Raw genomic sequence first — 25,707 nt, forward strand, 5'->3', positions numbered from 1 at the left:
GGAAGAGGGCTTACAGGGCCGGGCCCGGCTGGCGGTAGTCCAGGTCGCCGTGGGTGACGGCGGCGAAAAGCCACTGGGTGACGGCCTCCAGGGCGTCCGCGTCGGTCCGGCGGCACAGGGGATGGCGGGACAGCCTCGCCTCGAGGCCCGGCGGCAAGGAGGCTCCCGGGGGCAGGTCCAGGTACGGGGCCAGCGCGTCGATTTTCTGCCCGACGAGGTTTACGCCCCGGTCGATCAGCAGTTGCAGGGGGATGTCGCAGGCAAGCCGCCATTCCAGGTCGATGTAGCGGATGTCGCCCGTTTCGGGATGCAAGAGCACGTTTCCCGGATGGGCGTCGAGCAGGCTTCCGGGCAGCCAGCCCTCGGCTTCCCGGTCCGGATAGACGGGCCGGCCCAGATGGTCGCGGCAAAAGGCGGCAAAGCCGGAGGCGCTTCCCGGCCCGGCCGGTCTGGCCCGGGAGGCGATGTGCTCCATCCAGGTCACGAGGCTCTTGGCCGCGCGGGCCATGTCGCCGCTCTCCACGGCGCAAAGCGTGGCCTCAAGGAAGCTGACGTAGCCGAGCCGGTAGGGCTCGCGGGCTTTTATGTGCTGGCTGCCCGAGGCGAAGGTGGCCGGCGGCTGGTCGTGGAGATTTCGCCGCAGCACGTCCACGCCGTCGCCGGTCGCCACGAACCGGGTCATGGTCTGGAAGCGCGGCGGACAGGAGTCGGCATTGACGGCCACGGCCAGGGTATCGCGATTGGCGGCGAGCAGCGGCGCATCGTCCGCGGCGGCGGCCAACACCAGAAAGGAATTCATGAAATGCCCGGCCGTGCCGGCACCCAGGGCCGAGCGCAAGAACTGGCGTTCGCTAAACGCCGGCCAATGCCGGCCTTCATAGTCCCGGGTCGGCAGCTCGAGCAGGGGCAGGACGTCGATCCCGTCCATGCCCAGGGCGCGTTCGGACACCACGGCGTCCGGGGTCTTGTAGTCGGGTGAGGGGTAATACCACTGTGCGGCGGGAAAGCCGGCCCGGGCGAGCAGGGCGGCTAGGGCCGGGCGGTCGAAGGTGCGCGCCGCGCCACGGCCGGGGTAGCCGTTTATGCCGGCGTAGGGTCGGCCGGTGTGGTCTTCGGGCAGTCCGGCCAGGTACTTATGGCCCATGCGGTTTTCGATGGCCAGGATCAGGCAGCCATCGTCCTTCAGATAGCGCCGGGCTTCGGCGAGGAGCCTTCCATGGGGCTTCGGATCGTCGACGAAGGCCGCGGCGTATTCCAGCACGCCGACAAGGGTCACCACGTCGTACTGGTGGTCATAGGGCAGTCCGACGGCGTTGGCGGCCACGATTTCCAGATTGTGGGCATCCCGGCAGCGGGCCTTGATGACGGCCGCCCGTTCGGGGGAACCTTCCACGGCCGTGACCGCATGGGGCAGGGTGACGAGGTGGGCGGTGAGCGCGCCGCAACCGGCTCCGAGTTCCAGGATGCGTCCGCCCGGGCCGAAGTCGATCCAGGACAGCAGCGTCTTGCGGCGCGGGGTCAGGTGGTAGTGGATGGCCCAGGGGGCGTCCTTGGGGAAAAGCTCGTACTCGTCGACGGTATGTTCGCTGAAAAAACGCAACAGATAGCCTTCCGCGCCGTCGCTATAGCCGATGGTCCCCTCTCCGAGCGTTACTTCCGGTCCCTGTTCCGTCATAGTGTCTTTATCGGCGAGAAATATCCCACTTCCCAACCAGTTATCACCCCTTAAAAGTTTTTCGGGGAGGGTGGGGGTGTGGGGGAGGGAGGCCCCTTTTTCCAAAAAGGGGCCTCCCTCCCCCACCAAGCTATCCTTTTTTCCGCTCCGCTTCGAACCAGGCGGCCAGGCGTTCGCAGCCGGCGTCGATATCGGCTTCGTCGCCGCCGAACGACAGGCGCAGGCTGCTTTCGCCGCCGGGGCCGAAGCTGTCGCCGGGGATGGTGATGACGTTGGCCTCGCGGATCAGCCGCGTGGCCACGTTCATGGGCTCGGCGGGCAGGTCGTAGCGGGCCATGACGTAGAACGCGCCAGCCGGCGCGTTGTAGCGCACGGTCGGGGCCATGGCGTCGAGGTGCTTTTGTATGCGCGTACGTCGGGCGGCCAGGGCGGACACAAAGCCTTCGAAGATGCCCTGGGGGCCGGTCAGGGAGGCCAGGGCGGCGATCTGGGCCGGGGTGGGGGCGCAGATGGCCGCGCAGTCGTGCACTTTGAGCATTTGCGCCATGATCGGTTCCGGGGCGAAGGCGAAACCCACCCGCCAGCCGGTCAGGGCGTAGCGCTTGGAAAAACTGCCCACGGACACGAGGCGCGGTTGCAGGTCCTTTACCATGGCCAGGGAAAAGGCCGGCGCGTCATAGGACAGCGCATCATACGTGTCGTCGCAGATGACGTAGAGGTCGTGGCGCAGGGCGATCTCGGCCACGGCCAGCAGGTCTTTTTCGGCAAAGACCGAGCCGGTCGGGTTGTGGGGCGAATTGATGATGATGGCCTTGGTGCGCGGGGTCACGGCGGCGGCGATGGCGTCGGGGTCGAGGCTCCAGTCCCCCCGGCGCAGGGACACGAGCACGGGCGTGGCCTCGGCCAGACACACCTGCTCCACATGGGAAGGATAGAAGGGCTCGGGCACGATGACTTCATCGCCGCTCTGGCACAGGCACAGGATGGCGCACAAAAGCGCTTCCATGCCACCGACGGTGATGGCGATTTCGGTCTCGGGATTGGCTTGCAGGCCTTTTTCGGTCGCGAGTTTGTCGGCCACGGCCCAGCGCAGTTCGGGCATGCCGGGTTGCAGCGAATACTTGCCCGCCGCCGGCGAGTCGCGCAGGGCCCGGCAGACCGCTTCGACCACATGGGCCGGGGTGGCGAACGAGGGCACGCCCTGGCCCAGGGAAACGCAGTCGCCAACGCCGGCGGCAATCATGGGCATGAGCTTGGTGGCCGAAATCTTGATGGCCTTCGCGCGCTGGCTGAAGGCGTGCAGGGGGGCGCTTGGCACGGGAAACTCCTTGACGGCGCGGACGCTTTATTTGCCGTAGACCATTTTGGGCTGGGACGAGGCGGACGGTGCGGCCTTGGCCACGGCCAGCGCCTTTTCATATTCGGCCACGGAATAGCCGGGGATGACGATATCGCCGATGACCACGAGCGGCACGCCGCGCTGGCCGTATTTCTGGAAGCGCATGCGGGCGGCGCTGTCTTTTTCGATGTCCGATGCGGCAAAAGGCACGCCCTTGGCTTTGAAGAAGGCCTCGGCCTTGGCGCAGTAGGGGCACCAGCTCGTCATGAAGATCTCCACTTTCGGGCCGGCGGCAAAGGCGAGGGCTTCGGTGAAAAGCAGGATGGCGAAAAAAGCGGACAGGGCGTGGATGGTTTTTTTCACAGACATTGGGATTCCGGGGTTGGGTGTTGCGGATGTTTGGTGGTAGCGGCGGCGGGGTGCGGCGTCAAGACGCGTCGCGCCTTGCCAGGGGGCGTGGGCGATGCTACCAGCCTGTCCATGCCGGGATACAAGACGCATATGGCCGGTGCGGCGGCTGTGGCCGGCGCGGCGGTGGCCGGGGCCTGGTGGCTCGGCGTGTACCGCCCCGGCTACGAAACCATGGCCAGCCTGGGCTTTTTCGCCATCCTGGGGGGGCTTTTCCCCGACGTGGACACCGACTCCACCGGACGGCGTTTTTTTTACGGCGCGGCGCTTCTGGCCGATGCCGTGCTCATTGTCCGGCACCAATACCGCTATGCCGCGGTGCTTGGGTTTTGCGGCCTGCTGCCGGCCATCGGTTCCCATCGGGGCTGGACCCATACCTGGTGGGCGGCGCTCCTTGTCCCCTGCGTTGTCCTGCTTGGGCCCATGCTGCTTTTGGGCATGCCCTGGCGGCCGTTTCTCCCGTATTACATCGCCACCGTGCTCGGCTATTTTTCCCACCTGCTGCTCGACCGCATCGCCTAGCCGCTTCCCCGCGGCGCGCTTCGCGTCTTTTCCCTCTCGCGCCTAATGGCGCATGGTCCCGATCCGCCGGATTTTGTCGGCGACAGGGCCGACCAGCTCGTCGATGGCCGCATCGAGGTGCTTCATGACGCCCGGGGAAACGGCGTCGTCGCACATGATGTACCGGGCCCGGGGCTTGGCGTCGGTCAGGGGCACGAAGCGGATAGCGGCCGCCAGTTGCGGCTCCTGCCCAAGCAGCCAGGACAGTTCCTCGGGCTCGATCAGCATGGCGTCCAACCGGCCCTTGGCCAGAAGGCGCAGCATGATGGCCGGATCGGAAAAGCGCGTGACCGTGCCGGCCGGCGCGGCGGCGAAGGCCGCGTCCATGGCCGGGCCATAGGAAAAGCCCAGGCGCAGCCCCCAGGTCCAATGGTTTTCCAAAAGCCTGCCGAGGGGCTGGGGTCGGGCGTTTTCCGGCGCGAGCGGCGCACGCGCGGCGACGCCCAGGGGCTTGTTGACGTAGATGGGATTGCTGAAGCGGGCAAAGCGCTGGCGCGCGGGGGTTCGCAGCCAACCCACGGCGCAGGCCTTGGCGTCTTCGGTCTCGAAGGTGGCCAGGATGCGGCCGGGCGGCATTTCCCGGACGTCGTAGGGCACGCCGGCCCGCTGAAAAACGGTTTGGGCCAGGATGAGGAGGAACCCGCCGTCGGGCTGGCCGTTTTCCAGATGGTAAAAGGGCGGCCTGTCAAAAACGAAAAGCGTGACCGGGTCTTCGGCCGCTCCCCGGGTCGGGGCGGCCAGGCAGATCGCCGTGGCAAGAGAAGCCAAAACGGCATGTAAAAGACATTTTCTCATGACACATTCCCGCGCGGCTCAAGGAATACAACGTGCCTTTCCAGACCTTGTTCCCCATTAGCAAGGCTGCCAGGAAGCGTGGGGCGTGTCAATCCGTCGTTCCATGCTCGTCGGCTCTTGCTTTTTGTCTCGACAACGGCTTGATTTTTCCAATATCCTTTCCAGAAGGTCCCCACTGCCAGCACAGCCTTCCCGGAGCCCCAGCGCCATGAGCAATACGAACATCCTTCTTGAATCCGGTACGAACGAACTTGAAATCGTGGAGTTCTATCTGGAGGAACCTACGCCTTCCGGCAAGGTTTATACCGGGTATTACGGGGTCAACGTGGCCAAGGTGCTGGAGATCATTCGGCTGCCAAAGGTCACGGAGCTGCCCCAGACGCCGCATCCCTGCGTTCTTGGCACCTTTAACCTGCGCAACAAAGTGGTGCCGTTGGTCGATCTCGCGTCCTGGCTCGGCAAGGAACGATCGGAAACGGATTCCGACAAGGTGGTGGTGACGGAATTCAACCGGGTGGTCAGCGCCTTTCGCGTTTCCGGCGTCACCCGTATCCATCGCCTCAGCTGGGAACGGATCGAGCCGCCGAGCATCCAGGTGCAGACCTATTCCGGCAACTCCGTCACGGGTGTGGTGCAACTTGAAGAGCGGGTGGTCTTCATCCTGGACATGGAAAAGATCGTGGCCGAGCTCAATCCCAACCTGGCGCTCAAGGAACTCGACCAGGAGGTCTTCGTCGAGCGCCACAAGGAACTGCCCGACAAGGACATGGTCTTCAAGGTCCTTATCGCCGATGATTCCACCACCATCCGTCGTATGATCGGGACGTCGCTGGAAAAGGCCGGCTTCGAGGTGACGCGCACGATCAACGGCCGCATCGCCTGGGAGCAGCTGACCGAGTGGAAAGAGGCCGCGGCCAAGGAAAACAGGCCCATCACCGATTTCGTGCACATCCTGGTCTCGGATATCGAAATGCCGGCCATGGACGGCCACAGCCTCACCCGCAAGGTCAAAGAGGACCCGGTGCTCAAGCAACTGCCCGTCATCCTCTTTTCGTCGCTTATCACCGACAGCCTGCGCCACAAGGGCGAGGCCGTGGGCGCGGACGACCAGATCTCCAAACCCGAAATGCTCCAACTCGCCGAGCGCGCCCGGGCCCTGGCCTGGGAACGCCTGGCGGCGGTCATTTAGAAGGCGAAGAAGTGCGAGAGGGGAAACCCTTTTGCAAAGGGTTCTCCCCTCTCGCGCTCTCCCTTTCCTAAACTTTCTAACTTTTATGGGCTGATATTGATAACGGTTTGTTATCGTTAAAAGTCTTTGGAAAGGGGGTCCGGGGGGAAACTTTTCTTCAGAAAAGTTTCCCCCCGGTCTCTTTTCAAGCGCCTATGGCGCGGCGCACCAGTTCGTGACGGCCTGGGCGATGGCCTGGGCGGTTTTTTCCTGTCGCTTGCCGCCGGCGAGTTCCTTTTCCTCTTCCCGGTTGACGATGACTCCCGCTTCCAGCAGCACGGCCGGCATGCGCGCCCTGGCCAGCACCGCCAGCCCGTCGTAGCGGTAGACGCCGACCTTGTCGTCGACGAGCGGCCGGCGTTCGCCCGGGATGTCCGCCGCGTGGTGGCGGGTGAAGGGAAAGCCCGCCGCGGTCATCCGGCCGCCGATGCGTTTGGCCAGGTCCAGGCTGGCCGCCGCCTTGGGGTTTCTCCCCGAATAGAACACCGAATAGCCGTGATAAAGGTCGCAGTAGCGGCGGGTTTTGCCGTCCACGGTCCAGGTCTCGAAGAATTGGGGCTGCGCCGAATCGTGGTGGATGGAGAGCAGGAGTCCGGCGCCCGCCGCATTGGCTCGGGAGGCCCTGGCCGCCGGAGGCAGGTCTGCGCCCTTGGGATCGAGCAGGAAGGCGCGGCTGAAGCCGGCCGCTTTGAGGGCGGCGACGACCTGTTTGGCTAGGCGCAGGTTGAAGGCGTATTCCGGCTGGCCCGTGGCGCTGGTCGCGCCGGAGATTTTCGGCCCGTGTCCGGCGTCCACGGCGATGGACAGATTACCGGGCAGGCACCTGGCCGGGGCCAACGCCGGGGAGAGGCACAGGCCGGCCAGGACGAGCGATGCCAGGAAAAGGGCTCTTGTTGCGCGTGCGCCCATGTTCGCCCTCCCGTTGTTCCGATTGGGCTGGTTTGTCGCTTCCGCTCTGGCGGCCCGTTCAATAAAAAAGTGGGGAAGGGGCGGGTGCGAGAGGGGGACCCTTTGGGAAGGGAGTCTCTCTCGCACCCCGGGTCGCGTGGCGTCAGGCGATCTTGCCGGCGTCCTGCAACGTGTCCTTGAGGCCTTTTTCCAGCAGGCCTTCCGGCGTGGCGAGCAGGTGGTTCAAAAATTCCCCGGTTTTTTCCGACAGCCAGGGATCGCTGCCAAGAGATTCGATGGTGCGGCGGCGTTCGGCCCGCTTGGTGGTGTCCATGGATTTGTCGGCGGCGAGCTGCTGGAGCAGGAAATGGTTGAAGAGGCTCGAGCCGAAGATGGAGCCTTTGGGATCGAGGCCGACGAACACGCGATGCAGGTCGTCACGGGTGCGTTCGGCCGCGATGCCGCGCAGAAAACGCCAGGGCGCGACACCGCTGCCAAGAGAGGCCCACAAGTAACGGACCTTGTAGTAGCGCTTTCCGCTGCTGAACGACTGTTCGAGGTCGGTCACGGTGCAGACGCCGTCCACGCAGCTTCTAAGAGCCCGGCGGTAGGGAAGTTCCACAGAGGAAACAATAACATGCCACAGCAGATAGATATTGATGAGCGTCATGATGACCAAGCTACTGTTGCGCAGGCTCGGGTTGACGTCACTGGCCCAGTTGAGAAAAATATAGAGGAAGATGCAGATAAGCACCACGTATTTCACGATGGCCGAGGCGACGTGCATGAATGAGCCGATTTTCCAATGCAGTCGCAGCAGGATGGCGATAAAAATCAGGAAGACGACAGACTGGAAGTATATGCTCATGTCCATTTGCGCCAGCTGATTGAGCATGATCGACTCCTCGGATGTTGCGGTGTGCGGGTATGCCGACCCGACGGCCGGCCTGGGGCGGACTTGGGCAAAGCGCCGGCGGGATGCCTACGCCTTTGTTTTTGTAACTCCGGGTACGTTGCTTGGCAACGGTTGCGGCCGATTCGGGCCGGACTACAGCTTTTGCTCCACGGATTTGATCTTGGCCGAAAGCCGCCCGGAAGGGCCGTTGCGCCAGTCGACCCGCATGGACACGTTGATGCGGTCGCAGTCCTTGGCCAGTTCCTCCTTGCAGCGGGTCACCAGGGCCAGCACCTCGTCCCATTCCCCCTCGACGCTCGTCGACATGGGCGAGAACACGTAGGGCAGGCCGCTTTCCTTGACGATACGCAGTGCCCTGGCCACGTAGGCGGATAAGCTGACACCCTTGTCCAGCGGAAAAATCGAGAAATCCAGAATAGCGCTCATGTGGGGTACCTCCCGAAAGGTTATTCGATGTGCACGGTGACGGCATCGGCCCGGCCCTGGTCGTCCACGGCCACGAGCCGATGGCTGCCGAGGCTTGGTTGCCAGAAAAGGGTGGCTCCGGGCGCGCCCTGGGCGGCGAGTTCCCCGTCCACGTACCAGGACAGCCGTCGGCTCCCGGCCGGGGCGTCGGCGGCAAGCGCGATGCGCTGGAAGGCGGCCGGGGCGTCGCGCCGGAAGACGTAGGGCGTGCCGGGACTTGGCGAAACGATGCGCGGCCCTTCCCCGTGCGGCGCGCCGCAGCCCGGTTCCGGGCCGGGCGGGGGAACAAAGGGAATGCCGACCCCGCGCCACCAGGACACCAGCTCGGCCGGATAGGTGGCCACCATCACGGATTTGGCCGCATGGGTGGCCAGACAGTCCCCGGAAAGGGCCAACCCCGAGGCGGCATCCACGAGCAGGCGGCGGTGGACGGGGCAGGGGCCGAGTTTGGTCACGCCGGGGATGATTTTGGCTGTCACGCGCCTGGGGCAGTCCGGCCCCGGCAACTGGCGGCTTTCGGCGCAGACCTCGATTTCGCGGATATTGAGGCCCGGCGGCGCGGCCAGACGCGACCCGTGGGGCTCCAGGGCCCGGAAGAGCTCGAAGAGGATCGGCCCGGCGTAGACCGCGCCGGAGATGCCCGAAACCGGCGTGCCGTCCATGTTGCCGACCCAGACGCCGATGACCCGGCCGGCGCTGTAGCCCACGGCCCAGGCGTCACGGTGGCCGTAGGAGGTGCCGGTCTTCCAGGCCACGGCCGGCACGGCCAGGGCCCGCTCCCAGGAGGTGGGCAGGTCCGGCCGCTCCAGCTTGGTCAGCATCTCGGTCACCAGGGCGCAGGCTTCGGGCGAAAAAAGCCGGATCGCGGGCACGGGCGGCGCATCACGCAGCAGCCGGGGCGGCCGGTGCTCGCCGCCGCTTGCCAGGTCGGCGTAAAGGTTGGCCAAATCGAGCAGCGTCACCTCACCGCCGCCGAGAATGAGCGACAAGCCGTAATGGGCCGCCGGCTGGTCCAGGGTGGTCAGGCCGCCGCGCCGCAGCAGTTCGAGGAAGGGCGATGTGCCGATGCTGTTGAGCAGCCGTACGGCCGGGACGTTGAGCGAGGCGACCAGGGCCTGTTCGGTGGTGACCCGGCCCCGGTAATGCCCGTCGTAGTTTTTGGGGCTGTAGTTGCCGAAGGCGGTCGGAATGTCGAGAAGCTGGCTTTGGGGAAAAACGAGCCCCTGGTCCATGGCGTAGGCATAGAGGAAGGGCTTGAGCGCCGAGCCGGGGGAGCGGCGGATGGTTGCGCCGTTGATCTGGCCGAAGCGGGTGTCGCCGAAAAAGTCCGTGGACCCGACCATGGCCAGGACGTCGTGGCTGGCCGGATCGAGCACCACCGCGGCCACGGCCCCGATGCCCTGGCCGGCCAGCCAGGCCTTGCGACCGCGCAGGATGTCCGTAGCCGCCTTCTGGGTTTCGGGATCGAGGGTGGTGTCCACGCGCGGGACCGCTCCGGCCGCCTCCCGGGCCATGTCGCAAAACTGCGGCGCGAAAAAGGGCGGCCGGTAAAGGCGCTGCGGCACCGGGACGCGCCGCGCTTGCGCGGCGGCCGCTTCCGTGATCACGCCCCGGCGGGCCATGGCCGCAAGGAGCCTGTCCCGGGCCGCCTTGGCCTTTTCCGGATGTTTCGTGGGGTCCAAGGCCAGGGGCGCGCGCGGCAGGACGGTCAAAAGCGCCGCCTCGGCCAGGGACAGCCGGTCCGGCGTCTTGCCGCAGTAGAACATGCTGGCCGCGCCGACGCCCACGATGTTGCCGCCGTAAGGGGCCATATTGAGATACCGTTCGAGGATGGCCTCCTTGGAGAGCCTGCGCTCCAGGGCCAGGGCGGCCAGTGCCTCTTTGATCTTGGAGGCCAGGGTGCGCGGCTTGGGATCGGCCAGCCGGGCCAGCTGCATGGTCAGTGTGGAGCCGCCGGAGACCACGCGTCCGGCGCGCAGGTTGGCGGCGGCGGCGCGAAAAAGGGCCAGGGGATCGACCCCGGGATGGGCGTAGAAACGTTTGTCCTCGGCGGTGATGACCAGACGCGGCAGGATGGGGGACACGGCGGACAGGCGCACCGGGAAGCGCCAGGCGTCGTCCGGGGCCAGAAAAAGACGCAACGGCGTGCCGTTTCGGGCCGCGACCACGGTTGCGCCCGGCGGCGACAAGGCGGCCAGGGGAAAGGGCGGGGAGGCGGTGGCCCAAAAAAAAGCCAGTCCGGCCGCAAGAACCAGCCCGGCCGTAAGCGCCAGGACGAACGTCCGGCGGCGCGATCTGGCTGGTCGCGTTATTTGACCTGTTTGTCGCACAGTTCCCGATACTTGACCAGGATCTCCAGCATGTCGAGCTGCTGGTTGACCCGGCAGGAGAACTCTTCGACCTGTATCGGTTTGATGAGGAAGTCGTTGGCCCCGACCTTGAGGAACTTGACCGTGTGGCTGCCGTCCTCGGCCGAAACGCCGATGATGGCCAGCTTGTCCTTGGCCTGGGTCTGGCGGATTTCCTCGATCAGTCCGAAGCCGTCGAGGTTTGGCATGTTGTAGTCGGTGATGACCAGGGTCACGTCCTGGTTGGCGGCCAACACTTCCAAGGCCTGCCTGCCGTCCTCGGCTTCCAGGGTCTCGATGTTGAGGTTGCCGAGCAGTTCCTTCAGGCGATGGCGGAAAAGCTTGGAATCGTCGACCACCAGGGCGCGTACGAACTGGTTTTTGTAGAGTCGTTCGATCAGCCGCTCCATGGCGACCATCTCGGAGTAGTTCTTGATGAAGTAGTCCACCACGTGCTGTTCGAGCAGCAGCTGGCGGACTTCCTCGGAAAACGAGGCCGTCATGACCACGGAGGGGATGCCGAGCGAGGTGGCCAGGGGGACGATGCGTCCGTCCGGGTCGTCGGGCAGGTTGCGGTCCAGGATGGCCACGAAGATGGCGTCGCGGCGGCCGGTCATGACCTCCTCGGCCTCGGCCAGGGTGTGGGCCACGATGGTGGGAAAGGGCGTGGCTACGGCAATGTGTTGGCTTATGATCTTGGCCTGGACGCGGCTGTCCTCCACGACCAGGACATGGCGGTTTTCCATCATGTTCCCATCCTTTTCCCGAATTGTGGAGAATCATAGGGGATGGCCCCGCCGCTGGCAAGCCGGCGGGGAGGGGAGGAAGCGGATGGAGATGCGAGAGGGGGACCCTTTTTGGAAAAAGGGTCCCCCTCTCGCGCTCTCCCCTCCGAAAAACTTTTATCGATGAAAGGGGGCGTAAATAAAGTGGTTCTTTTGAGGCGCGGGCGCTACCAGTGCCGGCTCATGGAGTAGGGCAGCATGTCCCGCTCGAAGCTGGCCCGGTCGGTGGTGGAAACCGTGGGCGCGCCATAGTTCGCGCCGCCGCCGGCCAGCGCTCCCACCGTGGCGTCCATGGGCAGGGTGCGGTTGGCCGCGGCCACGATGTTGTTGTTGCGGGCGTCGACCACCTCGATGGCGAAGCGCACCCCGCCGGGCGTGACGACGTAGGTGCCGGCCACGACCAGGGTGGCGGTGGCCCGGGACGTGGCCAGGGCCCGCACGTCGCGGGTCAGCGAGAACTCGCCCTGGCGGCGGCTGAAAATGATGTCGCTGGTCTTGCGGATCTCCTGGACGTTGTAGCCAAGCGCCACGAAGGCCGTGGAAAGCTCCTGGCCGATGAGCCGCGACAGGGGCGAGGCCCGCTCCAGGTCGCCGAGGTCGGCCGGGGTGGTGATGACCACCCAGTAGAGCCCCCGGCTGTTGTCGCGGGTATACATGCCAAGGCGCGGCACGAGTTGGCGGTCGAGGTCGGCGGCCAGGGCCATGGCCACGTCCGGGTACTGGGGCTGCGGGGGCGGGGTCCGGTCGCAAAGCGCCCCCATGAGCAGCGGCGCGAAAAGCGGCAGCATGAGGACGAGGGAAAGGCGGCGCAAAAGTCGGATCGTCATGGCGGCCTCCTTGGCTATTTGGCCGGTGCCGGCGCCGGTGCCGGCGTTGGAGCCTGGTTGGGTGTCGCGGGCGTTGCCGGGCCGGGGGCCGGCATGGGCGCGGGTTGCGGTGCTGGGGTCGGCGTCGCCGTAGCGCCCGAGGGCGGTGCCGGGGCCGGCGCGGGTTCCGGCGGGAATTGTGCCGTGGCGGGCGGTTGGTCGCTGCCGGGGGCTGCCCCCGAGGTCTTCGTCGGGGGGGGGGCCGTCGGCTGGGCCGGAGCCTTGGCCGGCGCCACGGGGGGCGGCAGGTACAGGGACTCGGTCGGCGCTTCGTAGCGCTGTTCGAGCCTGGGCATGCCCGGATTGGCCGGCGTCTGTCGTGGCGCGGGCGCGGGCGTTCGTGTCGGCGGACGCCTGGGCGCGCGTTTTTTGTGCCGGGTGACGCGGTGTCGCCGCACGCGGTAGGGCTTTGGCGCAAAGGGCACGGGCGGCGTGTTGGGCGTCGGGGGAGAACCTATGTCCCGGATGGGGATCTGCGTCGGCAGGGGTGCCGGCATGCCGGCCTCGGCCGTCTCCGGCGACTGCGGCACGGCAGCGGCCAGAAACACGACCGCCACGCCGCACACAAGTATGTTTCGCATCCCGTCCATGTTCGCTCCCCCGGCCCGATTGGACCTTCTGTGAGCATCATCGGCCGGTCCGGCCAAATCTTTATGTCCGTCCTTTCCGTCGCCCTTTGGGGGTTGCGCACCCGGCCAAGAAGTGTTTTATGAAAAAACAAGGTGTTGCTCATCCCGCGTCGGGGACGCCCCGCCCCGCCCGCGACCCCGGTTCCCGAAAACGGGGCTTTTAAAGGAGTATAAGTCATGGCTGAACAACTGGAAGTCTACAAGTGCGAAGTGTGCGGTAATATTGTCGAGGTCCTGCATGGCGGCGCCGGCGAGCTTGTGTGCTGCGGCCAGCCCATGAAGCTCATGAGCGAGAACACCGTGGACGCGGCCAAGGAAAAGCACGTCCCGGTCATCGAGAAGACCGACAAGGGCTATCTGGTCAAGGTCGGCGCCGTGGCCCACCCCATGGAGGAGAAGCACTACATCGAGTGGATCGAGCTTTTGGCCGACGGCAAGGCCTATCGCCAGTTCCTCAAACCCGGCGACAAGCCCGAGGCCCTGTTCTGCATCGAGGCGGCCAAGGTGTCCGCCCGGGAATACTGCAACCTCCACGGCTTGTGGAAAAAGGACTAGTCCATGCTTTCCAAGACCATGGAAAAGGCCCTGAACGATCAGGTCCATTGGGAACTGTATTCCGCCTACCTCTACGTCTCCATGGCCACCTATTTCGAGGACAAGGGACTGATGGGGTTCGCCAACTGGATGCATGTCCAGGATCAGGAGGAAAAGTTCCACGCCGAAAAGTTCTACAATTACATTGTGGAACGCGGCGGCCGGGTCATTTTGCAGGCCATCGACGCGCCGCCCCATGACTGGGATTCGGCCCTGGCCGTGTTTCAGGACGCCCTGGCCCATGAGGAGGGCGTGACCGCCCGCATCTACAAGCTCATGGACCTGGCCCTGGAAGAAAAGGACCACGGCACGGCGTCCTTCCTCAAGTGGTTCATCGACGAGCAGGTTGAGGAAGAGGCCAACGTGTCCGACGTCATCGCCAAGCTCAAGCTCGTGGAGCAGACCCCGGGCGGGGCTTTCATGCTGGACAAGGACCTGGCCACGCGGGTGTTTACGCCGCCGACCACGGTCTAGTTTCCGGCCTTTAACCGTATCACCGAGGCCGCCCGCGTCCGCTGCGGGCGGCCGTCATTTTTGCGCCAAGCGAAGGAGTGTTCGGGCATGGGCGAAGCATCCCTCAATATCGTCATCGGCGGCGAAGCCGGACAAGGCCTCGTGACCGTGGGCGAGTTCCTGTCCCGTGCCCTGGTGCGGGCCGGCTACGCCATCGTCGTCACCCAGGATTACCTGTCCCGCATCCGGGGCGGCCACAACACCTACGCCATCCGCGTGGACAGCCGGGAGGTGACCGCGCCGGCGGAGGGCATCGACCTGCTGGTGGCCCTTTCCGCGCAAACCCTGCCGTTGCTCAGGGATCGATTGTCGCCGCGCGCCCTGGTCCTGACCGATGCCGCCCACGGGCTCTCCGGCCATCCCGGGCTGGCCATTCCTTACAAGGAGCTGTGCCCCAAGCCGCTTTTCGAGAACACGGCCGCCCTGGGCGCGCTCGGCAGCCTCCTGTGCCTGGACCCGGCCTGGATCACCGGGCTTATCAAGGAAAAATTCGCCAAGAAGGGCGAGGCAATCGTGGCCGACAACCTGGCCGTGTTCCAGGCGGCCACGCACTGGACCATCAGCCAGAAGGCGTCCTTTGCCTGCCTGTCTCCGGCCGAACCCCGGGGCAGACGCGTGATGCTTAACGGCAACACGGCCATTGCCCTTGGCGGACTGGCCGCCGGGGTCAACTTCGGTTCGTTTTACCCCATGACGCCCGGCACCTCGGTCATGCAGGCGCTCATCGACCACAGCGACCGCATGGGCGTGGTCTGCGAGCAGGCCGAGGACGAGATCGCGGCCGTGATCATGGCCATAGGCGCTTCCTACGCCGGGGCGCGCCCCATGGTTTCCACCTCGGGCGGCGGTTTCGCGCTCATGGTCGAGGGCGTGAGCCTTTCCGGCATGCTCGAAACGCCGGTGACCATCGTCGTGGCCCAGCGTCCGGGCCCGGCCACGGGACTCCCTACCCGCACCGAACAGGCCGACCTCGATTTGGTGCTCCACGCCGGGCACGGCGAATTTCCCCGGGCCATCTTCGCCCCGGGCACGGTGGAGCAGTGCTTCCATCTGGCCCACCGGGCCGTGGATACGGCCGAGCGCTTCCAGTCGCCGGTTTTCATCCTCACCGACCAGTTCCTGGCCGACAGCTACCGCGATGTGGCCCCCTTCGATCTGGCCTCCCTGCCGCCCGTGGCCCGGCCGCTCACCGCCGTTGCCGATCCGGCCGGCTACGAACGCTACGCCGTGACCGACTCCGGCGTGTCGCCGCGCCTTGTCCCCGGCTTCACCGAGGCCACGGTGGTCCTGGACAGCGACGAGCACACCCCGGACGGACACATCACCGAGGACCTCGCCGTGCGCGTGACCATGCAGGAAAAGCGCATGCGAAAGTTCGCCGGCCTGACCCGGGTGGCCCTGCCCCCGAACCTGTACGGCAATGCCGACGGCGCGACGCTGCTCGTGTGCTGGGGCACGACCCTGGGGGCGGCCCGGGAGGCGGCGGCGATACGCAACGCCCGGGGCGAGAAAACGGCCGTGCTCCACTTCTCCCAGATCTATCCCCTGGTGCCGGACGCGTTTGTGCCGATTCTGGAAACGGCCAAACGCACGGTCATGGTGGAGGGCAATTTCGCCGGCCAACTGGCCCGGCTGATACGGCGCGAAACCGGCTACGTCTTTGACGCGCTGGTGACCCGCTTCGACGGCCTGCCGTTCACGGCGGCCTATATTCTCGATCGACTTTAGGAGGACGCCATGGTGACGGAAAAAGACTACGGAGAGTTCGAGACGGCCTGGTGTCCCGGTTGCGGCAACTTCTCCATCCGCAAGGCCGTGGTCAAGGCCCTGGCGGCGCTGGATTTGCCGCCGCACAAGGTGGTTTTTTCCACGGGCATCGGTCAGGCGGCCAAGGCGCCGCACTACATCCGGGTCAATACCCTAAACGGCCTGCACGGCCGGTCCCTGCCGGCGGCCACGGGCATCAAGCTGGCCAACCCGGAACTGGCCGTTTTCGCCGAATCCGGCGACGGCTGCTCCTACGGCGAGGGCGGCAACCATTTTCTGGCGGCGCTTAGGCGCAATGTGGACATGACCTACATCGTCCACGACAACCAGATTTACGGCCTGACCAAGGGCCAGGCCAGCCCCACCACCATGACGGGCCAGAAAACCAAGACCCAGCCCCACGGCGTGGCCTCCGCCCCCTTCAACCCCGTGGCCGTGGCCGTGACCATGGGCGCGGGATTCGTGGCCCGGGGCTTCGCCGGCGAAATCGACCACCTGGCCGATCTTATCGTCCAGGCCGCGCGCCATCCCGGGTTTTCGCTCATCGACGTGCTGCAACCGTGCGTGTCCTTCAACAAGGTCAACACCTTTGCCTGGTACAAGGAGCGCTGTTACAAGCTCGGTGGCGACCACGACTCCACGAATTTCCAGGCCGCCCTGGCCAAGGCCATGGAGTTCGGGGACAAAATCCCCATCGGCGTGCTGTGGACAAGCGACCGGCCGGCCTTTCCGCTGACGGATGTGGGGCCGCTGGCCGGGCGTGAACCGGATATGGCCGCGCTTTCCCAGATCATCGAGGGCTACGCCTGAGGCAAAGGGAGCGGCTGATGCGCCGTCCCCGCCACGATGACGGGGGAGCGGCCTTGTCGGCGGCCCGGTGTCTGGTGTGGAGTTTTGCGCGGAACCGGGAGGAAATGGATGCGTATGGATTTGAAGTTTTTCTTGAAGGACACCATCCGCAAGATGGTGGATTTCACGGCGACGGAACAGAGCCGGGGCATCGAACCGCCGCCGGTGCAAAAGCCCTATCCGCCGGCGGCGACGCTTTTCGCCCTTCCCGGCCCCCACGGCTGGCCCGGCATCGGCAACGTGTCCGTCAAAAGGGCCATAGGCGACCGCAAATCCCATCGCGCCTTCACGCCCGAATCGCTTTCCCTGGAAGAGCTGTCCTTTCTGCTGTGGGCCACCCAGGGACTGCGCAAGATGCCGGCCGCCGTGACCTACCGTACCGTGCCCTCGGCCGGTTGTCGCCACGCCCTCGAAACCTATCTGGCCGTTTTCCGGGTGGAGGGCGTCACCCCGGGACTCTACCGCTATCTGCCGGTGGAGCACGCGCTGTTGCCCCTGGCCGCGCCCGAACAGCTGGAACTGTCCCTCGGCCAGGCCGCCTTCAACCAGCGTTTCGTGGCCCGGGGGGCGGCGACGTTTATCTGGACGACCATTCCCGCGCGCATGGAATGGCGCTACGGCGACGCCTCGTACAAGGTCATCGCGCTCGACGCCGGCCATGTCTGCCAGAACCTCTATCTGGCCTGCGAGGCGATCCGGTCCGGCACCTGCGCCATCGCCGCCTACGACCAGGAAGCCATGGACGCCCTGCTCGGGCTCGACGGAGAAACGGAATTCACGATCTACCTGGCGCCGGTTGGCAAGGTGTGACGCCCGGCCCGTACCGCAAAGGAGGCTTGCTATGAAGAAGGTGGCGCTGTTCGCTTTTCGCGGCGACCTGTCCTGCTTTATCCACGTGCTGTTAAACGCCATCGATTTTCGGGAAAAAGACTACGAAGTGCAGGTGATCCTGGAAGGCGAGGCGACCAAGCTCGTGGCCGAGCTGGCCAAGAAAGACAATCCCATGCACGGGCTTTTCGAAAAGACCAAGGGCCTGGGACTGATCGCCGGCGTGTGCAAGGCCTGCTCGCACCAGCTCGGCAGCCAGGAAGCGGCCGTGGCCGAGGGATTTCCGCTGCTCGACGACATGCACGGCCACCCCGGCATGGCCCGCTACATGAACGACGGTTTTACGGTGCTGATTTTTTGATGATTTTTTAGAGGAAGATTTCCGGGGGAGGGGCTTTTTTGCAAAAAAGCCCCTCCCCCGGACCCCCTCCGCAAAAAACTTTCAAAGGGGTATCTGCTGCCTCCTTGGGAAAGTTTTTAAAGGGGGTCCAGGGGGAAACTTTTTCCAAAGAGTTTCCCCCTGGCCGCCGGAGGCTCTCTAGTCGTACTTTACGGCGCTGATTTCCATCAACTTGTCCAGACGAATGCGCGTTTCGATGCGTCGCATGGTGCCGGTTTTGCCCCGCATGACCAGGGAGTGGGTGATGGCGTGGGTACCGGTGAATTTGACGCCGTGCAGGAACGTGCCGCCGGAGATGCCGGTGGCGGCGAAGTAGGTGTCGTCGCTTTTGACCAGCGTCTCCTCGGTGAAGATGCGCTTGCAGTCGATGCCGGCCGCGGCCAGGGCCTGTTTTTCGGCCTCTAGCTGGGGATCGAGCCGGGCCAGCAGCCGGCCGCCCAGGGCCCGGATGGCGCAGGCCGAAAGCACGCCTTCCGGGGTGCCGCCGGTACCGAGCATGACGTCGACCACGTTCTCCGGGTCCACGGCCATGAGCGATCCGGCCACGTCGCCGTCGGTATGGAGCTGGATGCGCGCGCCGACCGCCCGGATGGATTGGATAAGCGCCTTGTGGCGCGGCTTGTCGAGCACGAAGACTACGAGGTCGTCCACGTCCTTGCCGAGGGCCTTGGCGATTTTCTTGAGATTGTCCTCCACCGGCGCGTCCAGGTCGGCCACATCCTTGGCCTCGGCCGGAACCACCAGCTTCTGCATGTAATAGCTCGGCCCGGGATCGTACATGGACCCGCGCGGCGCGACGCCGACCACGGAAATGGCGTTCGGTCGGCCATAGGCGAGCAGGTTAGTGCCCTCGACCGGGTCCACGGCCACGTCCACGGCATGCCCCTGGCCGCTGCCGACCCGTTCGCCGTTATAAAGCATGGGGGCTTCGTCCTTCTCCCCCTCGCCAATGATGATCATGCCCTCGATGGGCAGGGTGTTGAACGAAAGCCGCATGGCGTCCACGGCGGCCTGGTCGCCAGAGTTCTTGTCGCCGCGCCCGAGCCAGCGCGAGGAACTCAGCGCCGCCGCTTCCGTCACACGTACCAAGTCCAACCCGAGATTTCTGTCCGGCGCTTCCATTCGTTGGTGCTCCTTTTGGGTGGGTAGGGTGGGGAGAAGATGAGGAAGAGTGCGGGGAGGGGACCCTTTTTTGAAAAAAAGGGTCCCCTCCCCGCGCCCCTCCCCCCAAAAAAACTTTTCAAGGGGGATACTGGAAACGAGGTGGAAAGTCTAAACTTTCGAGGTGGAGAAGATGAAGAGGGAAAAGGAATAAAAAGAAAAAGGGCGTCCTTTTTAAAACGCCCTGTCGGGAAAGCCTGTTGGGGGAATTCCCCCTTTAAAAAGTTTAGGAAGGGGAGAGCGCGAGAGGGGAGAACCCTTTGCAAAAGGGTTTCCCCTCTCGCATCTTCCTCTCTTCCTAATCTTCTTTCTACTTCGCGGCGTAGGCGGCCTTGATCTTGGCGGCGAGGTGTTCGGGGGTAAATCCGTAGGCTTCGGCCAGCTTGCCGGCCGGGGACGAGGCGCCGAAGTGGGAGATGCCGTGCACGCGGTCGAGGCGGCCGGTGTACTGGCACCACAGTTCCGGCCGTCCGGCCTCGGTGGCGTAGCGGAAGGGCACGTCCGGCGGCAGCACCGCGTTTTTGTAGTCTTCGGGCTGCTCGTTGAAAAGCTCCATGCAGGGCATGCTGACGATGCGGATGGAGATTTCCGGCAGCAGTTTGGCGGCGGCCATGGCCAGGGAGACTTCCGAACCCGAGGCCATGAGGATCATGGCCGGTTTGGCCGAGGCCGCCTCGACCAGCACGTAGCCGCCGTGTTTCACGCCGTCCTTCAGGGCCGGATAGACGGCCGGGTCGAGGATGGGCAGGTTCTGGCGCGTCAGGAGCAGGCAGGTCGGCCGGCTGGTCTGGGACAGGGCCGTATCCAAGCAGGCTGCGGTTTCGTTGGCGTCGGCCGGGCGCATGACCAGCATGTTGGGTATGAGCCGCAGCGAACTGGTCTGCTCAATGGGTTCGTGGGTCGGGCCGTCCTCGCCCACGTAAAAGGAGTCGTGGGTGTAGACGTGCAGGGCGGGGGTGCGCTGGAGCGCCGCCATGCGCAGGGCGTTTCGGGCGTAGTCGGAAAAGATGAGGAAGGTGGCGCTAAACGGGGTCAGGCCGCCGTGGAGGCTGATGCCGTTTATGATGGCGGTCATGGGAAACTCGCGCACGCCGAAGCAAAGCGCCCGGCCTGCGCGGTTGGCCTTGCCGAAGATGCCGGTGATGTCGCGGAACTTCTCGGTCTGGTTGGAGGGGTCCAGGTCGGCCGAGCCGCCAACGAAAAGCGGCATCTGGTCGATGAGTCCGCCCAGGCAGGCTCCCCAGGCGGAACGGGTGGCCACGGCCTTGCTCGGCTCGAACACCGGCCAGGCCAGGTCGCGGTTGCCCGGCGCGCGCTTGAGCTGCCGCCAGAGGTCCTCGAAGACGGGATCGCTGTTCAAGCGGTCTTCCAGGGCCTTGTTCCATTCCTTGGCGGCCGTTTCCAGCTCGGGGAAGCGGACGCGGAAATGATCGGCCACGTCGGCCGGCATGTAAAACGTCTTGTCCAGGGGCAGATCCAGGAGCTTTTTGGTCTCCTCGATCTCCTTGTCGGAAAACGGCGCGCCGTGGGCGGCGCTTTTGCCTTCCATGGAGAAGGAGCCCTTGGCGATGATGGTGTGTCCGATGATGATGCTCGGCTTCTGGGTCTCGGCCCGGGCCGCGTCCAGGGCCTGATGGATGGCGGCGTGGTCATGGCCGTTAATTTCGACGACGTGCCAACCCAGGGCTTCGAACAGCTTCTTGTGGTCGGTGTCGTCGCAGACGCTGGTGGGGCTGGCCAGCTGGACGCTGTTTTTGTCGAACAGCACGATGAGGCGTCCCAGCCCCCACAGGCCGGCCAACGCGGCGGCGCCCTGGAAGACCGGGGTCTGCACGTCGCCGTCGGAGGACAGCACGTAGGTGTAGTGGGAGGCGATATCCTCGCCCAGGCGCTGGCGCAGCATTTCCTCGGCCACGGCCATGCCCACGGACATGGAAAATCCCTGGCCGAGCGGCCCGGTGGTGCATTCCACGCCGGGAGTGTCGAAATTTTCCGGATGGCCCGGGGTCCTGCTGCCGAACTGCCGGAAATGCATGAGGTCGTCGAGGGTCAAAATGCCGCGCAGGTAGAGCAGGGCATATTGCAGCATGGATTCGTGTCCGGCCGAGAGCACGAACCGGTCGCGGTTGAACCATTTCGGATCGGTCGGGTCGAAGCGCAGGTAGTCCTTGAACAGCACATACGCCATGTCGGCCGAGGACATGGCCCCGCCCGGGTGGCCGGAGGAGGCCTTGCGGGTGGCGTCCATGATCAGGCCTTTGATGGCGCGCACGGCTTTGGTGTCGATGGCGGATGCGTTGGCGGTCATGGCAGAATCCTCTGAGGGGCTTGTGGGTTGAAAAATCAAATCATACCGGAGTGATGATTTAAAATAGAGGCGGCATTACAGGGAAGCGGCCAGACCGCAGGATTCGATGCGGTCCACGCGTCGCTGATGGCGTCCGCCCTCGAAGTCGGTGGCGAGAAAGACGTCGGCGATGGAGGCGGCCAGGCCGGTTCCGATCACGCGCTCGCCCAGGCACAGGACGTTGGCGTCGTTGTGCAGCCGGGTCATGCGGGCCAGGTATTCGTTGACGCAAAGCGCGGCCCGGATGCCGGGCATGCGGTTGGCGGCCATGGACATGCCGATGCCCGTGCCGCAGATGAGGATGCCGGCGCAGCCCGGGGTCTCGAGGACCTTGGCGCACACGGCCTTGGCGTAGTCGGGGTAGTCGACGCTTTTGGCGTCGGACGGGCCGAGGTCGGTCACGTCATGGCCGGCGGCGCGCAGATGCTCGACCAGGGCGGCCTTGAGGATCACGCCGGCATGGTCGGAGCCGATGAAAACGGTTTTGGACATGATTTCTCCGCGGTTGGCGGTTGGCGACAGGGCATTGTTGCGCGGGCGGCGCTCACAATTCCGGCAGGGGCGAATTGCCTGAGGCGTCGTCGAGCCCGCGCACGACGGCGCTTGGCGGAACGGGCAGTTCCAGGTCGGCGGCCGGGTAGGGCGACTGGCGCGCCTGCAGGCTTTTGACGCGAAGGATCAAGGAAGTGCCGCCTGGGGTGGTCAGAACCAGCTTGCGGGCCACCGGCACGGCCATACCCGGCGCGGCTTCGTCATTGTCGAAGGCCACGCGCCAGGGTTCCACGCCTACCCCGGTGAGATGTCGCGGATTGCCCGCGAAGTCAAGAGTCAGCGAAGAAAGGCGCGGGTCTCCGGAAAAGTGGAATTCGTAGCCGTCGGCGGTCTTTTTGGCCGAAGCGTACCGGGTCGGGACCAGCTCCCCGAATCGGCCCGAAACCAGGGCGGCCATTTCGCGCAGGGTAAAGGGCAGCGGCATGCCGAGCCGGGCCGCGCCTTCCCGTGTCCCTTCGTGACGATAGAGGGTGTCGCGGCCGGGCACGAAGGCGGAAAATTCCGAGCCGTCCTCGCGCAGGTGGGCGTAGGCCCCGCCGATGGGCGTGGTCAGGTCAAGGCGCACGGGGTCGGCGTAGTTGCCGTAAAAGCGGAAGTTGAGGCGACCGGAGCGGGAGCCCCGGGAAAAGCTCATGGACCCGGCCAGGGAAAAGGCCGGAGCCGGGGTGTTTTTCGCCTGGTTGGCCACAAAGGCCGCATACACGGCCTTGGCCTCGCCCGAACCCATCTGGCCGGGACGCGGCGCGGCGCAGCCCGTGGCGAGCAGGGCCAGGGAAATCCAGACCAGGACGCGCGGCGGCAGGGGGAGGCGTCGCATCACAGGGCTCCGAGCTTCTTCTTGACGTCTTTGGGGTTATCCGATCCCAGTTCCAGGGCGGTGCGGTAGGCCTTTTGCGCCTCGGCCTTGTGCCCGGACGCGGCGGCGATGTCGCCGTAATGCTCCCAGACGATGGCGTCCTTGACCCTGGGCACGGCGGCTGAGCGTATGGTGGCCAGGGCTTCTTCGGTGCGCCCGAGCTTGAATTGGGCCCAGGCCAGGGAATCCAGGAAGAAGGGGTTGTCCGGCTCCTTGGACAGGGCCAGCCGGATCATGTCGATGGCCTTGTCTAGGTCGCGTCCCTCTTCGGCCAGGGAATAGCCGAGGTAGTTGAGGGCATCGGGATTGACCGGGTCCTTGGCCACGATTTTTTCCATCACGGCCTTGGCCTCGTCGCGGCGCTTGAGTTTTTCCAGGGCCACGCCGTAGCGGTACAAGAGGTCCAGGTCGTCGGGGGAGGCGGCCAGGGCCTTTTCCAGCACCGTTGCCGCCTGGGCCGTGTCGCCGCGCTTGTCGAGCAGGGCGGCCTCCACGGCGATGAATTCCTTGCGGTCGGGATAGCGGGTCCTGGCCTCGCGCACGAGTCCCTCGGCCTTGGCGTAGTCGCCAAGCTCCGTGGCGATCTGGATGCGAAAGCTCAGGCTCTTGTCGTAATTGGGGTTGTCCGGCGCGACTTCGGCCAGGATTTCCAGGGCCTTCTTGGGATTCTTGTCCCCTTCGTAGGCCAGGACCGCCTTGTAAAACGGCAGGTCCGGGCTCGCGGGATCGGCGGCCACGAGCATGTCCAGGGCCTGCCGGGCCTGCTTCGGATAGCCGGCCTCGACAAAGGCCGACATGGCGTCCAGAAGATGGGGCTTGTCCGGCGTCTCGTCGCGCAAAAGCTTCATGGCCTGATCCGGCTTTTTGCGCTTGAGCAGGATCCGCAGGAGCCTGGCCTGGACTTCCGGGGAGCCGGCGTCCTGGGACAGCATCTTGCGGTAGGCGTCCTCGGCTCCGGCCAGGTCGCCCTGGCTCTCGAGCAGGCCGCCGAGGTCGAGCCAGGCGGGCAGCAGCGTCTGGTCCTTGTCCACGGCCTGGCGCAGCAGGGCGACGGCCTTGGCGTTTTGCCCGAGCCCGGCCATGGCCTTGGCCATGAGGTAGCAGGTCGCGGCGTCGCGATCGGCCTCGGGGATGCGCGAGAGGACCTCCAAGGCTTCCTTGTGCTTGCCCGCGTCTTCCAAAAGCGAGGCCAGCTCGCGTCTGGCCGCGGCGTCGGACGGGTGGGCCGCGAGGAATTTTCCGAGGGTGGCCACGGCCTTATCGCCCATGCGGCGCATCTGGTAGGCGTTGGCCAGGTAGAGCGTCAGCTGTCGGGAGGCGGGAAAAGCGGCTGCGGCCGCTTCCAGGGTGGCGGTGGCTTTTTCGCGCTGGTTTTGTCCCCACTGGAGATTGGCCAGTTCCACGGCCAGCTCCGGCGAGGGGTATTTCTTGACCAGCGCCTCCAGCTCCGCCGTGGCCTCGTCCTTTTTCCCCTGGCGCATGAGGTCCTGGTAGACGAGGAAGCGGTAGGCGCTGTCCGCGTTGTCCGAAAGGCTCTTGGCGGCATAGGCCGACCGGGCCGGCCGGCTGGACGCGCAGGAGTTGGACAGCAGGCACGGCAACAGCACCAGCACCAGGAATACGGGCAGGCGCTTGGAAAAGCGGGGTTTCGTCTCGTCAGGCATATCCGGCGTCCGATGCGGCGTTCACGGACCGTCCGCCATCGGCCTTGCGGCCGGCGGTGGTCCGCGCCGCTATTCTTCCCTGTGGATCCAATCCGAGGAAAAGTCCTCGATGCGTTTGGACAGGTGTTCCTTGAGTTTTTCCAGGAGACGGGCCTCGATTTGCCGCACGCGCTCCCGGGTGATGCCGTATTTGGCCCCGATCTCCCGCAGGGTCACCGGGGAGTCGGACAGGATGCGGTTATCGAGCAGATCGAGTTCCTTTTCATTGAGCGAGGGCCGGATGGTCTGGATGTGTTTCTCGAGCTGGTGCGATATTTCGTCGCCGGCCAGAATCTCCTCGATGCCGGGGGTGAGCGCCGGCAGAAAGTCCAGGCGGGTGGACGTGGAATCCTCGCCAAGCGACACGTCGAGGGACAGGTCGTTGCCGCTTAGGCGCTGGTCCATTTCCACGATGTCGGACTCGGTGACGTTTAAGGCCTCGGAGAGCTGGGAGTTGCTCGGGTCGAACCCCAGGTTCTGGAGCCGGTGGCGTTCCTTGTTCAGGTTGTAGAACAACTTGCGCTGGGCCTGGGTGGTCCCGATTTTCACCATGCGCCAGTTGTCCATGATGTATTTGAGGATATAGGCCTTGATCCAGTAGGCGGCGTAATAGGAGAACTTGATGCCCTTGTCGGGGTCGAACTTGGTCACGGCGCGCATGAGGCCGACATTGCCTTCCTGGATGAGGTCGAGCACGTTTTGCATCCAGCGGCGCTGAAAGTCCATGGCGATTTTGACCACCAGTCGCAGATGGGAGGAGATGAGGCGGAAGGCCGCCTTCTCGTCGCCCGAGTCCCGCACGCGCCGGGCCAGTTCCTGCTCCTCCTCGGGCTTGAGCATCGGAAATTTGCCGATCTCGCGCAAATAGAGCTGGAGCGGGTCGCGGGTGGAAAGCGAACCGGAGGAGCCGGCCCGAGGGGCCGGCAGCCGAAAATCGTCAACAGGTTCGACGTCGAGGATCTTCTCTTCGGCGTCGTCCGGGGCCTCTTCCTGCTCCGTGTCGTCGATGTCGATGTCGGCGTCGTCTGGCGAAATATCTTGATCGTCTCGATGTTCCATCGGATAAAGGCCGGGTTAGATGGTGCGGGCGGGCGCGCGGTCGGCCGCGAACAAGGCGTGGCGCTCCCGCCTGGAAGCGCCGTCTCGCATGCCTATCTTGTACTGTAAAGTTTTGATTTGTCCTTTTCAACGATTTTCAGTAGACCGGCCGCGTTTCCTGCCGCCGCGCGGCCGG

General features: G+C 65.2%; 25 protein-coding genes. 8 read left to right on the forward strand and 17 right to left on the reverse strand.

Going from position 1 to position 25,707, the window contains the following annotated elements; translation table 11 throughout:
- Nucleotides 1-10: 10 nt before the first annotated feature.
- From K9F62_14395 to K9F62_14405, 3 genes are all read right to left on the reverse strand, one after another.
- On the reverse strand, nucleotides 11-1,675 hold the full coding sequence (locus tag K9F62_14395) for a class I SAM-dependent methyltransferase (GenBank protein UJX39899.1): 1,665 nt from the start codon (nucleotides 1,673-1,675) through the stop codon (nucleotides 11-13).
- Between the two features lie 130 nt (nucleotides 1,676-1,805).
- Complete coding sequence (locus K9F62_14400) at nucleotides 1,806-2,993, reverse strand: pyridoxal phosphate-dependent aminotransferase (protein ID UJX39900.1); 1,188 nt, start codon at nucleotides 2,991-2,993, stop codon at nucleotides 1,806-1,808.
- Nucleotides 2,994-3,020: 27 nt separating this feature from the next.
- Nucleotides 3,021-3,383, reverse strand: coding sequence for an NrdH-redoxin (locus tag K9F62_14405; GenBank protein ID UJX39901.1), 363 nt, complete (start codon nucleotides 3,381-3,383; stop codon nucleotides 3,021-3,023).
- 111 nt (nucleotides 3,384-3,494) lie between these two features.
- Here K9F62_14405 and K9F62_14410 point away from each other — a divergent pair, with 111 nt between their 5' ends.
- Nucleotides 3,495-3,944, forward strand: a complete 450-nt coding sequence (locus K9F62_14410) for a metal-dependent hydrolase (protein ID UJX43212.1) — start codon at nucleotides 3,495-3,497, stop codon at nucleotides 3,942-3,944.
- A gap of 42 nt (nucleotides 3,945-3,986) precedes the next feature.
- Here the strand turns inward: K9F62_14410 and K9F62_14415 are convergent, their stop codons facing one another.
- A complete protein-coding gene (locus tag K9F62_14415) occupies nucleotides 3,987-4,778 on the reverse strand; it encodes a transporter substrate-binding domain-containing protein (protein UJX39902.1) in 792 nt (263 codons plus the stop codon).
- Between the two features lie 208 nt (nucleotides 4,779-4,986).
- Between K9F62_14415 and K9F62_14420 the strand changes: the two genes are divergently transcribed.
- Nucleotides 4,987-5,967 carry a chemotaxis protein gene (locus K9F62_14420; protein UJX39903.1) on the forward strand — a complete coding sequence of 327 codons (981 nt, stop codon included), beginning with the start codon at nucleotides 4,987-4,989 and terminating at the stop codon, nucleotides 5,965-5,967.
- Between the two features lie 192 nt (nucleotides 5,968-6,159).
- Here K9F62_14420 and K9F62_14425 read toward each other — a convergent pair whose 3' ends face one another.
- The 7 genes from K9F62_14425 to K9F62_14455 form a co-directional block, all read right to left on the reverse strand.
- Nucleotides 6,160-6,915, reverse strand: a complete 756-nt coding sequence (locus K9F62_14425; protein UJX39904.1) for an N-acetylmuramoyl-L-alanine amidase — start codon at nucleotides 6,913-6,915, stop codon at nucleotides 6,160-6,162.
- 142 nt (nucleotides 6,916-7,057) lie between these two features.
- Nucleotides 7,058-7,789: a hypothetical protein gene (locus tag K9F62_14430; protein UJX39905.1), complete on the reverse strand. Its 732-nt coding sequence runs from the start codon at nucleotides 7,787-7,789 to the stop codon at nucleotides 7,058-7,060.
- Between the two features lie 153 nt (nucleotides 7,790-7,942).
- Nucleotides 7,943-8,236, reverse strand: coding sequence for an MTH1187 family thiamine-binding protein (locus tag K9F62_14435; GenBank protein ID UJX39906.1), 294 nt, complete (start codon nucleotides 8,234-8,236; stop codon nucleotides 7,943-7,945).
- 20 nt (nucleotides 8,237-8,256) lie between these two features.
- Nucleotides 8,257-10,605, reverse strand: a complete 2,349-nt coding sequence (pbpC, locus tag K9F62_14440) for a penicillin-binding protein 1C (protein ID UJX39907.1) — start codon at nucleotides 10,603-10,605, stop codon at nucleotides 8,257-8,259.
- Nucleotides 10,584-11,372 (reverse strand): response regulator, encoded by a 789-nt coding sequence (locus tag K9F62_14445; GenBank protein ID UJX39908.1) that lies wholly within the window; start codon nucleotides 11,370-11,372, stop codon nucleotides 10,584-10,586. Before K9F62_14445 ends, pbpC begins: the two co-directional genes overlap by 22 nt.
- A 203-nt stretch (nucleotides 11,373-11,575) precedes the next feature.
- Entirely contained in the window at nucleotides 11,576-12,235 is a 660-nt protein-coding gene (locus K9F62_14450; protein ID UJX39909.1) for a hypothetical protein, read from the reverse strand.
- Between the two features lie 14 nt (nucleotides 12,236-12,249).
- Nucleotides 12,250-12,864 (reverse strand): hypothetical protein, encoded by a 615-nt coding sequence (locus K9F62_14455; protein UJX39910.1) that lies wholly within the window; start codon nucleotides 12,862-12,864, stop codon nucleotides 12,250-12,252.
- Between the two features lie 216 nt (nucleotides 12,865-13,080).
- Between K9F62_14455 and K9F62_14460 the strand changes: the two genes are divergently transcribed.
- The 6 genes from K9F62_14460 (at nucleotide 13,081) to K9F62_14485 (ending at nucleotide 17,815) form a co-directional block, all read left to right on the forward strand.
- Nucleotides 13,081-13,458 carry a desulfoferrodoxin gene (locus tag K9F62_14460; protein ID UJX39911.1) on the forward strand — a complete coding sequence of 126 codons (378 nt, stop codon included), beginning with the start codon at nucleotides 13,081-13,083 and terminating at the stop codon, nucleotides 13,456-13,458.
- A 3-nt stretch (nucleotides 13,459-13,461) separates the two neighbouring features.
- On the forward strand, nucleotides 13,462-13,971 hold the full coding sequence (locus K9F62_14465; protein UJX39912.1) for a ferritin: 510 nt from the start codon (nucleotides 13,462-13,464) through the stop codon (nucleotides 13,969-13,971).
- Nucleotides 13,972-14,058: 87 nt separating this feature from the next.
- A complete protein-coding gene (locus tag K9F62_14470) occupies nucleotides 14,059-15,738 on the forward strand; it encodes a 2-oxoacid:acceptor oxidoreductase subunit alpha (protein ID UJX39913.1) in 1,680 nt (559 codons plus the stop codon).
- A 9-nt stretch (nucleotides 15,739-15,747) separates the two neighbouring features.
- A complete protein-coding gene (locus tag K9F62_14475; protein UJX39914.1) occupies nucleotides 15,748-16,587 on the forward strand; it encodes a 2-oxoacid:ferredoxin oxidoreductase subunit beta in 840 nt (279 codons plus the stop codon).
- 108 nt (nucleotides 16,588-16,695) lie between these two features.
- Nucleotides 16,696-17,436, forward strand: coding sequence for a SagB/ThcOx family dehydrogenase (locus K9F62_14480; protein ID UJX39915.1), 741 nt, complete (start codon nucleotides 16,696-16,698; stop codon nucleotides 17,434-17,436).
- 31 nt (nucleotides 17,437-17,467) lie between these two features.
- Nucleotides 17,468-17,815, forward strand: coding sequence for a cytoplasmic protein (locus K9F62_14485; protein UJX39916.1), 348 nt, complete (start codon nucleotides 17,468-17,470; stop codon nucleotides 17,813-17,815).
- A 177-nt stretch (nucleotides 17,816-17,992) separates the two neighbouring features.
- Here the strand turns inward: K9F62_14485 and glpX are convergent, their stop codons facing one another.
- The 6 genes from glpX to K9F62_14515 all read right to left on the reverse strand — a co-directional run bounded on the left by glpX (nucleotide 17,993) and on the right by K9F62_14515 (nucleotide 25,532).
- Nucleotides 17,993-18,976, reverse strand: coding sequence for a class II fructose-bisphosphatase (glpX, locus tag K9F62_14490; protein UJX39917.1), 984 nt, complete (start codon nucleotides 18,974-18,976; stop codon nucleotides 17,993-17,995).
- 349 nt (nucleotides 18,977-19,325) lie between these two features.
- On the reverse strand, nucleotides 19,326-21,323 hold the full coding sequence (gene tkt, locus K9F62_14495) for a transketolase (GenBank protein ID UJX39918.1): 1,998 nt from the start codon (nucleotides 21,321-21,323) through the stop codon (nucleotides 19,326-19,328).
- Nucleotides 21,324-21,398: 75 nt separating this feature from the next.
- Nucleotides 21,399-21,854 carry a ribose 5-phosphate isomerase B gene (gene rpiB, locus K9F62_14500; protein UJX39919.1) on the reverse strand — a complete coding sequence of 152 codons (456 nt, stop codon included), beginning with the start codon at nucleotides 21,852-21,854 and terminating at the stop codon, nucleotides 21,399-21,401.
- Nucleotides 21,855-21,906: 52 nt separating this feature from the next.
- Complete coding sequence (locus tag K9F62_14505) at nucleotides 21,907-22,731, reverse strand: hypothetical protein (GenBank protein ID UJX39920.1); 825 nt, start codon at nucleotides 22,729-22,731, stop codon at nucleotides 21,907-21,909.
- Entirely contained in the window at nucleotides 22,731-24,434 is a 1,704-nt protein-coding gene (locus K9F62_14510) for a tetratricopeptide repeat protein (protein ID UJX39921.1), read from the reverse strand. The genes K9F62_14505 and K9F62_14510 overlap by 1 nt, the downstream gene beginning before the upstream one ends.
- A gap of 69 nt (nucleotides 24,435-24,503) precedes the next feature.
- Nucleotides 24,504-25,532: an RNA polymerase factor sigma-32 gene (locus K9F62_14515; GenBank protein ID UJX39922.1), complete on the reverse strand. Its 1,029-nt coding sequence runs from the start codon at nucleotides 25,530-25,532 to the stop codon at nucleotides 24,504-24,506.
- Nucleotides 25,533-25,707: the final 175 nt, after the last annotated feature.

Origin of the sequence: Desulfovibrio sp. JY (genome assembly GCA_021730285.1) — a bacterium.
Classification (GTDB): domain Bacteria; phylum Desulfobacterota; class Desulfovibrionia; order Desulfovibrionales; family Desulfovibrionaceae; genus Solidesulfovibrio.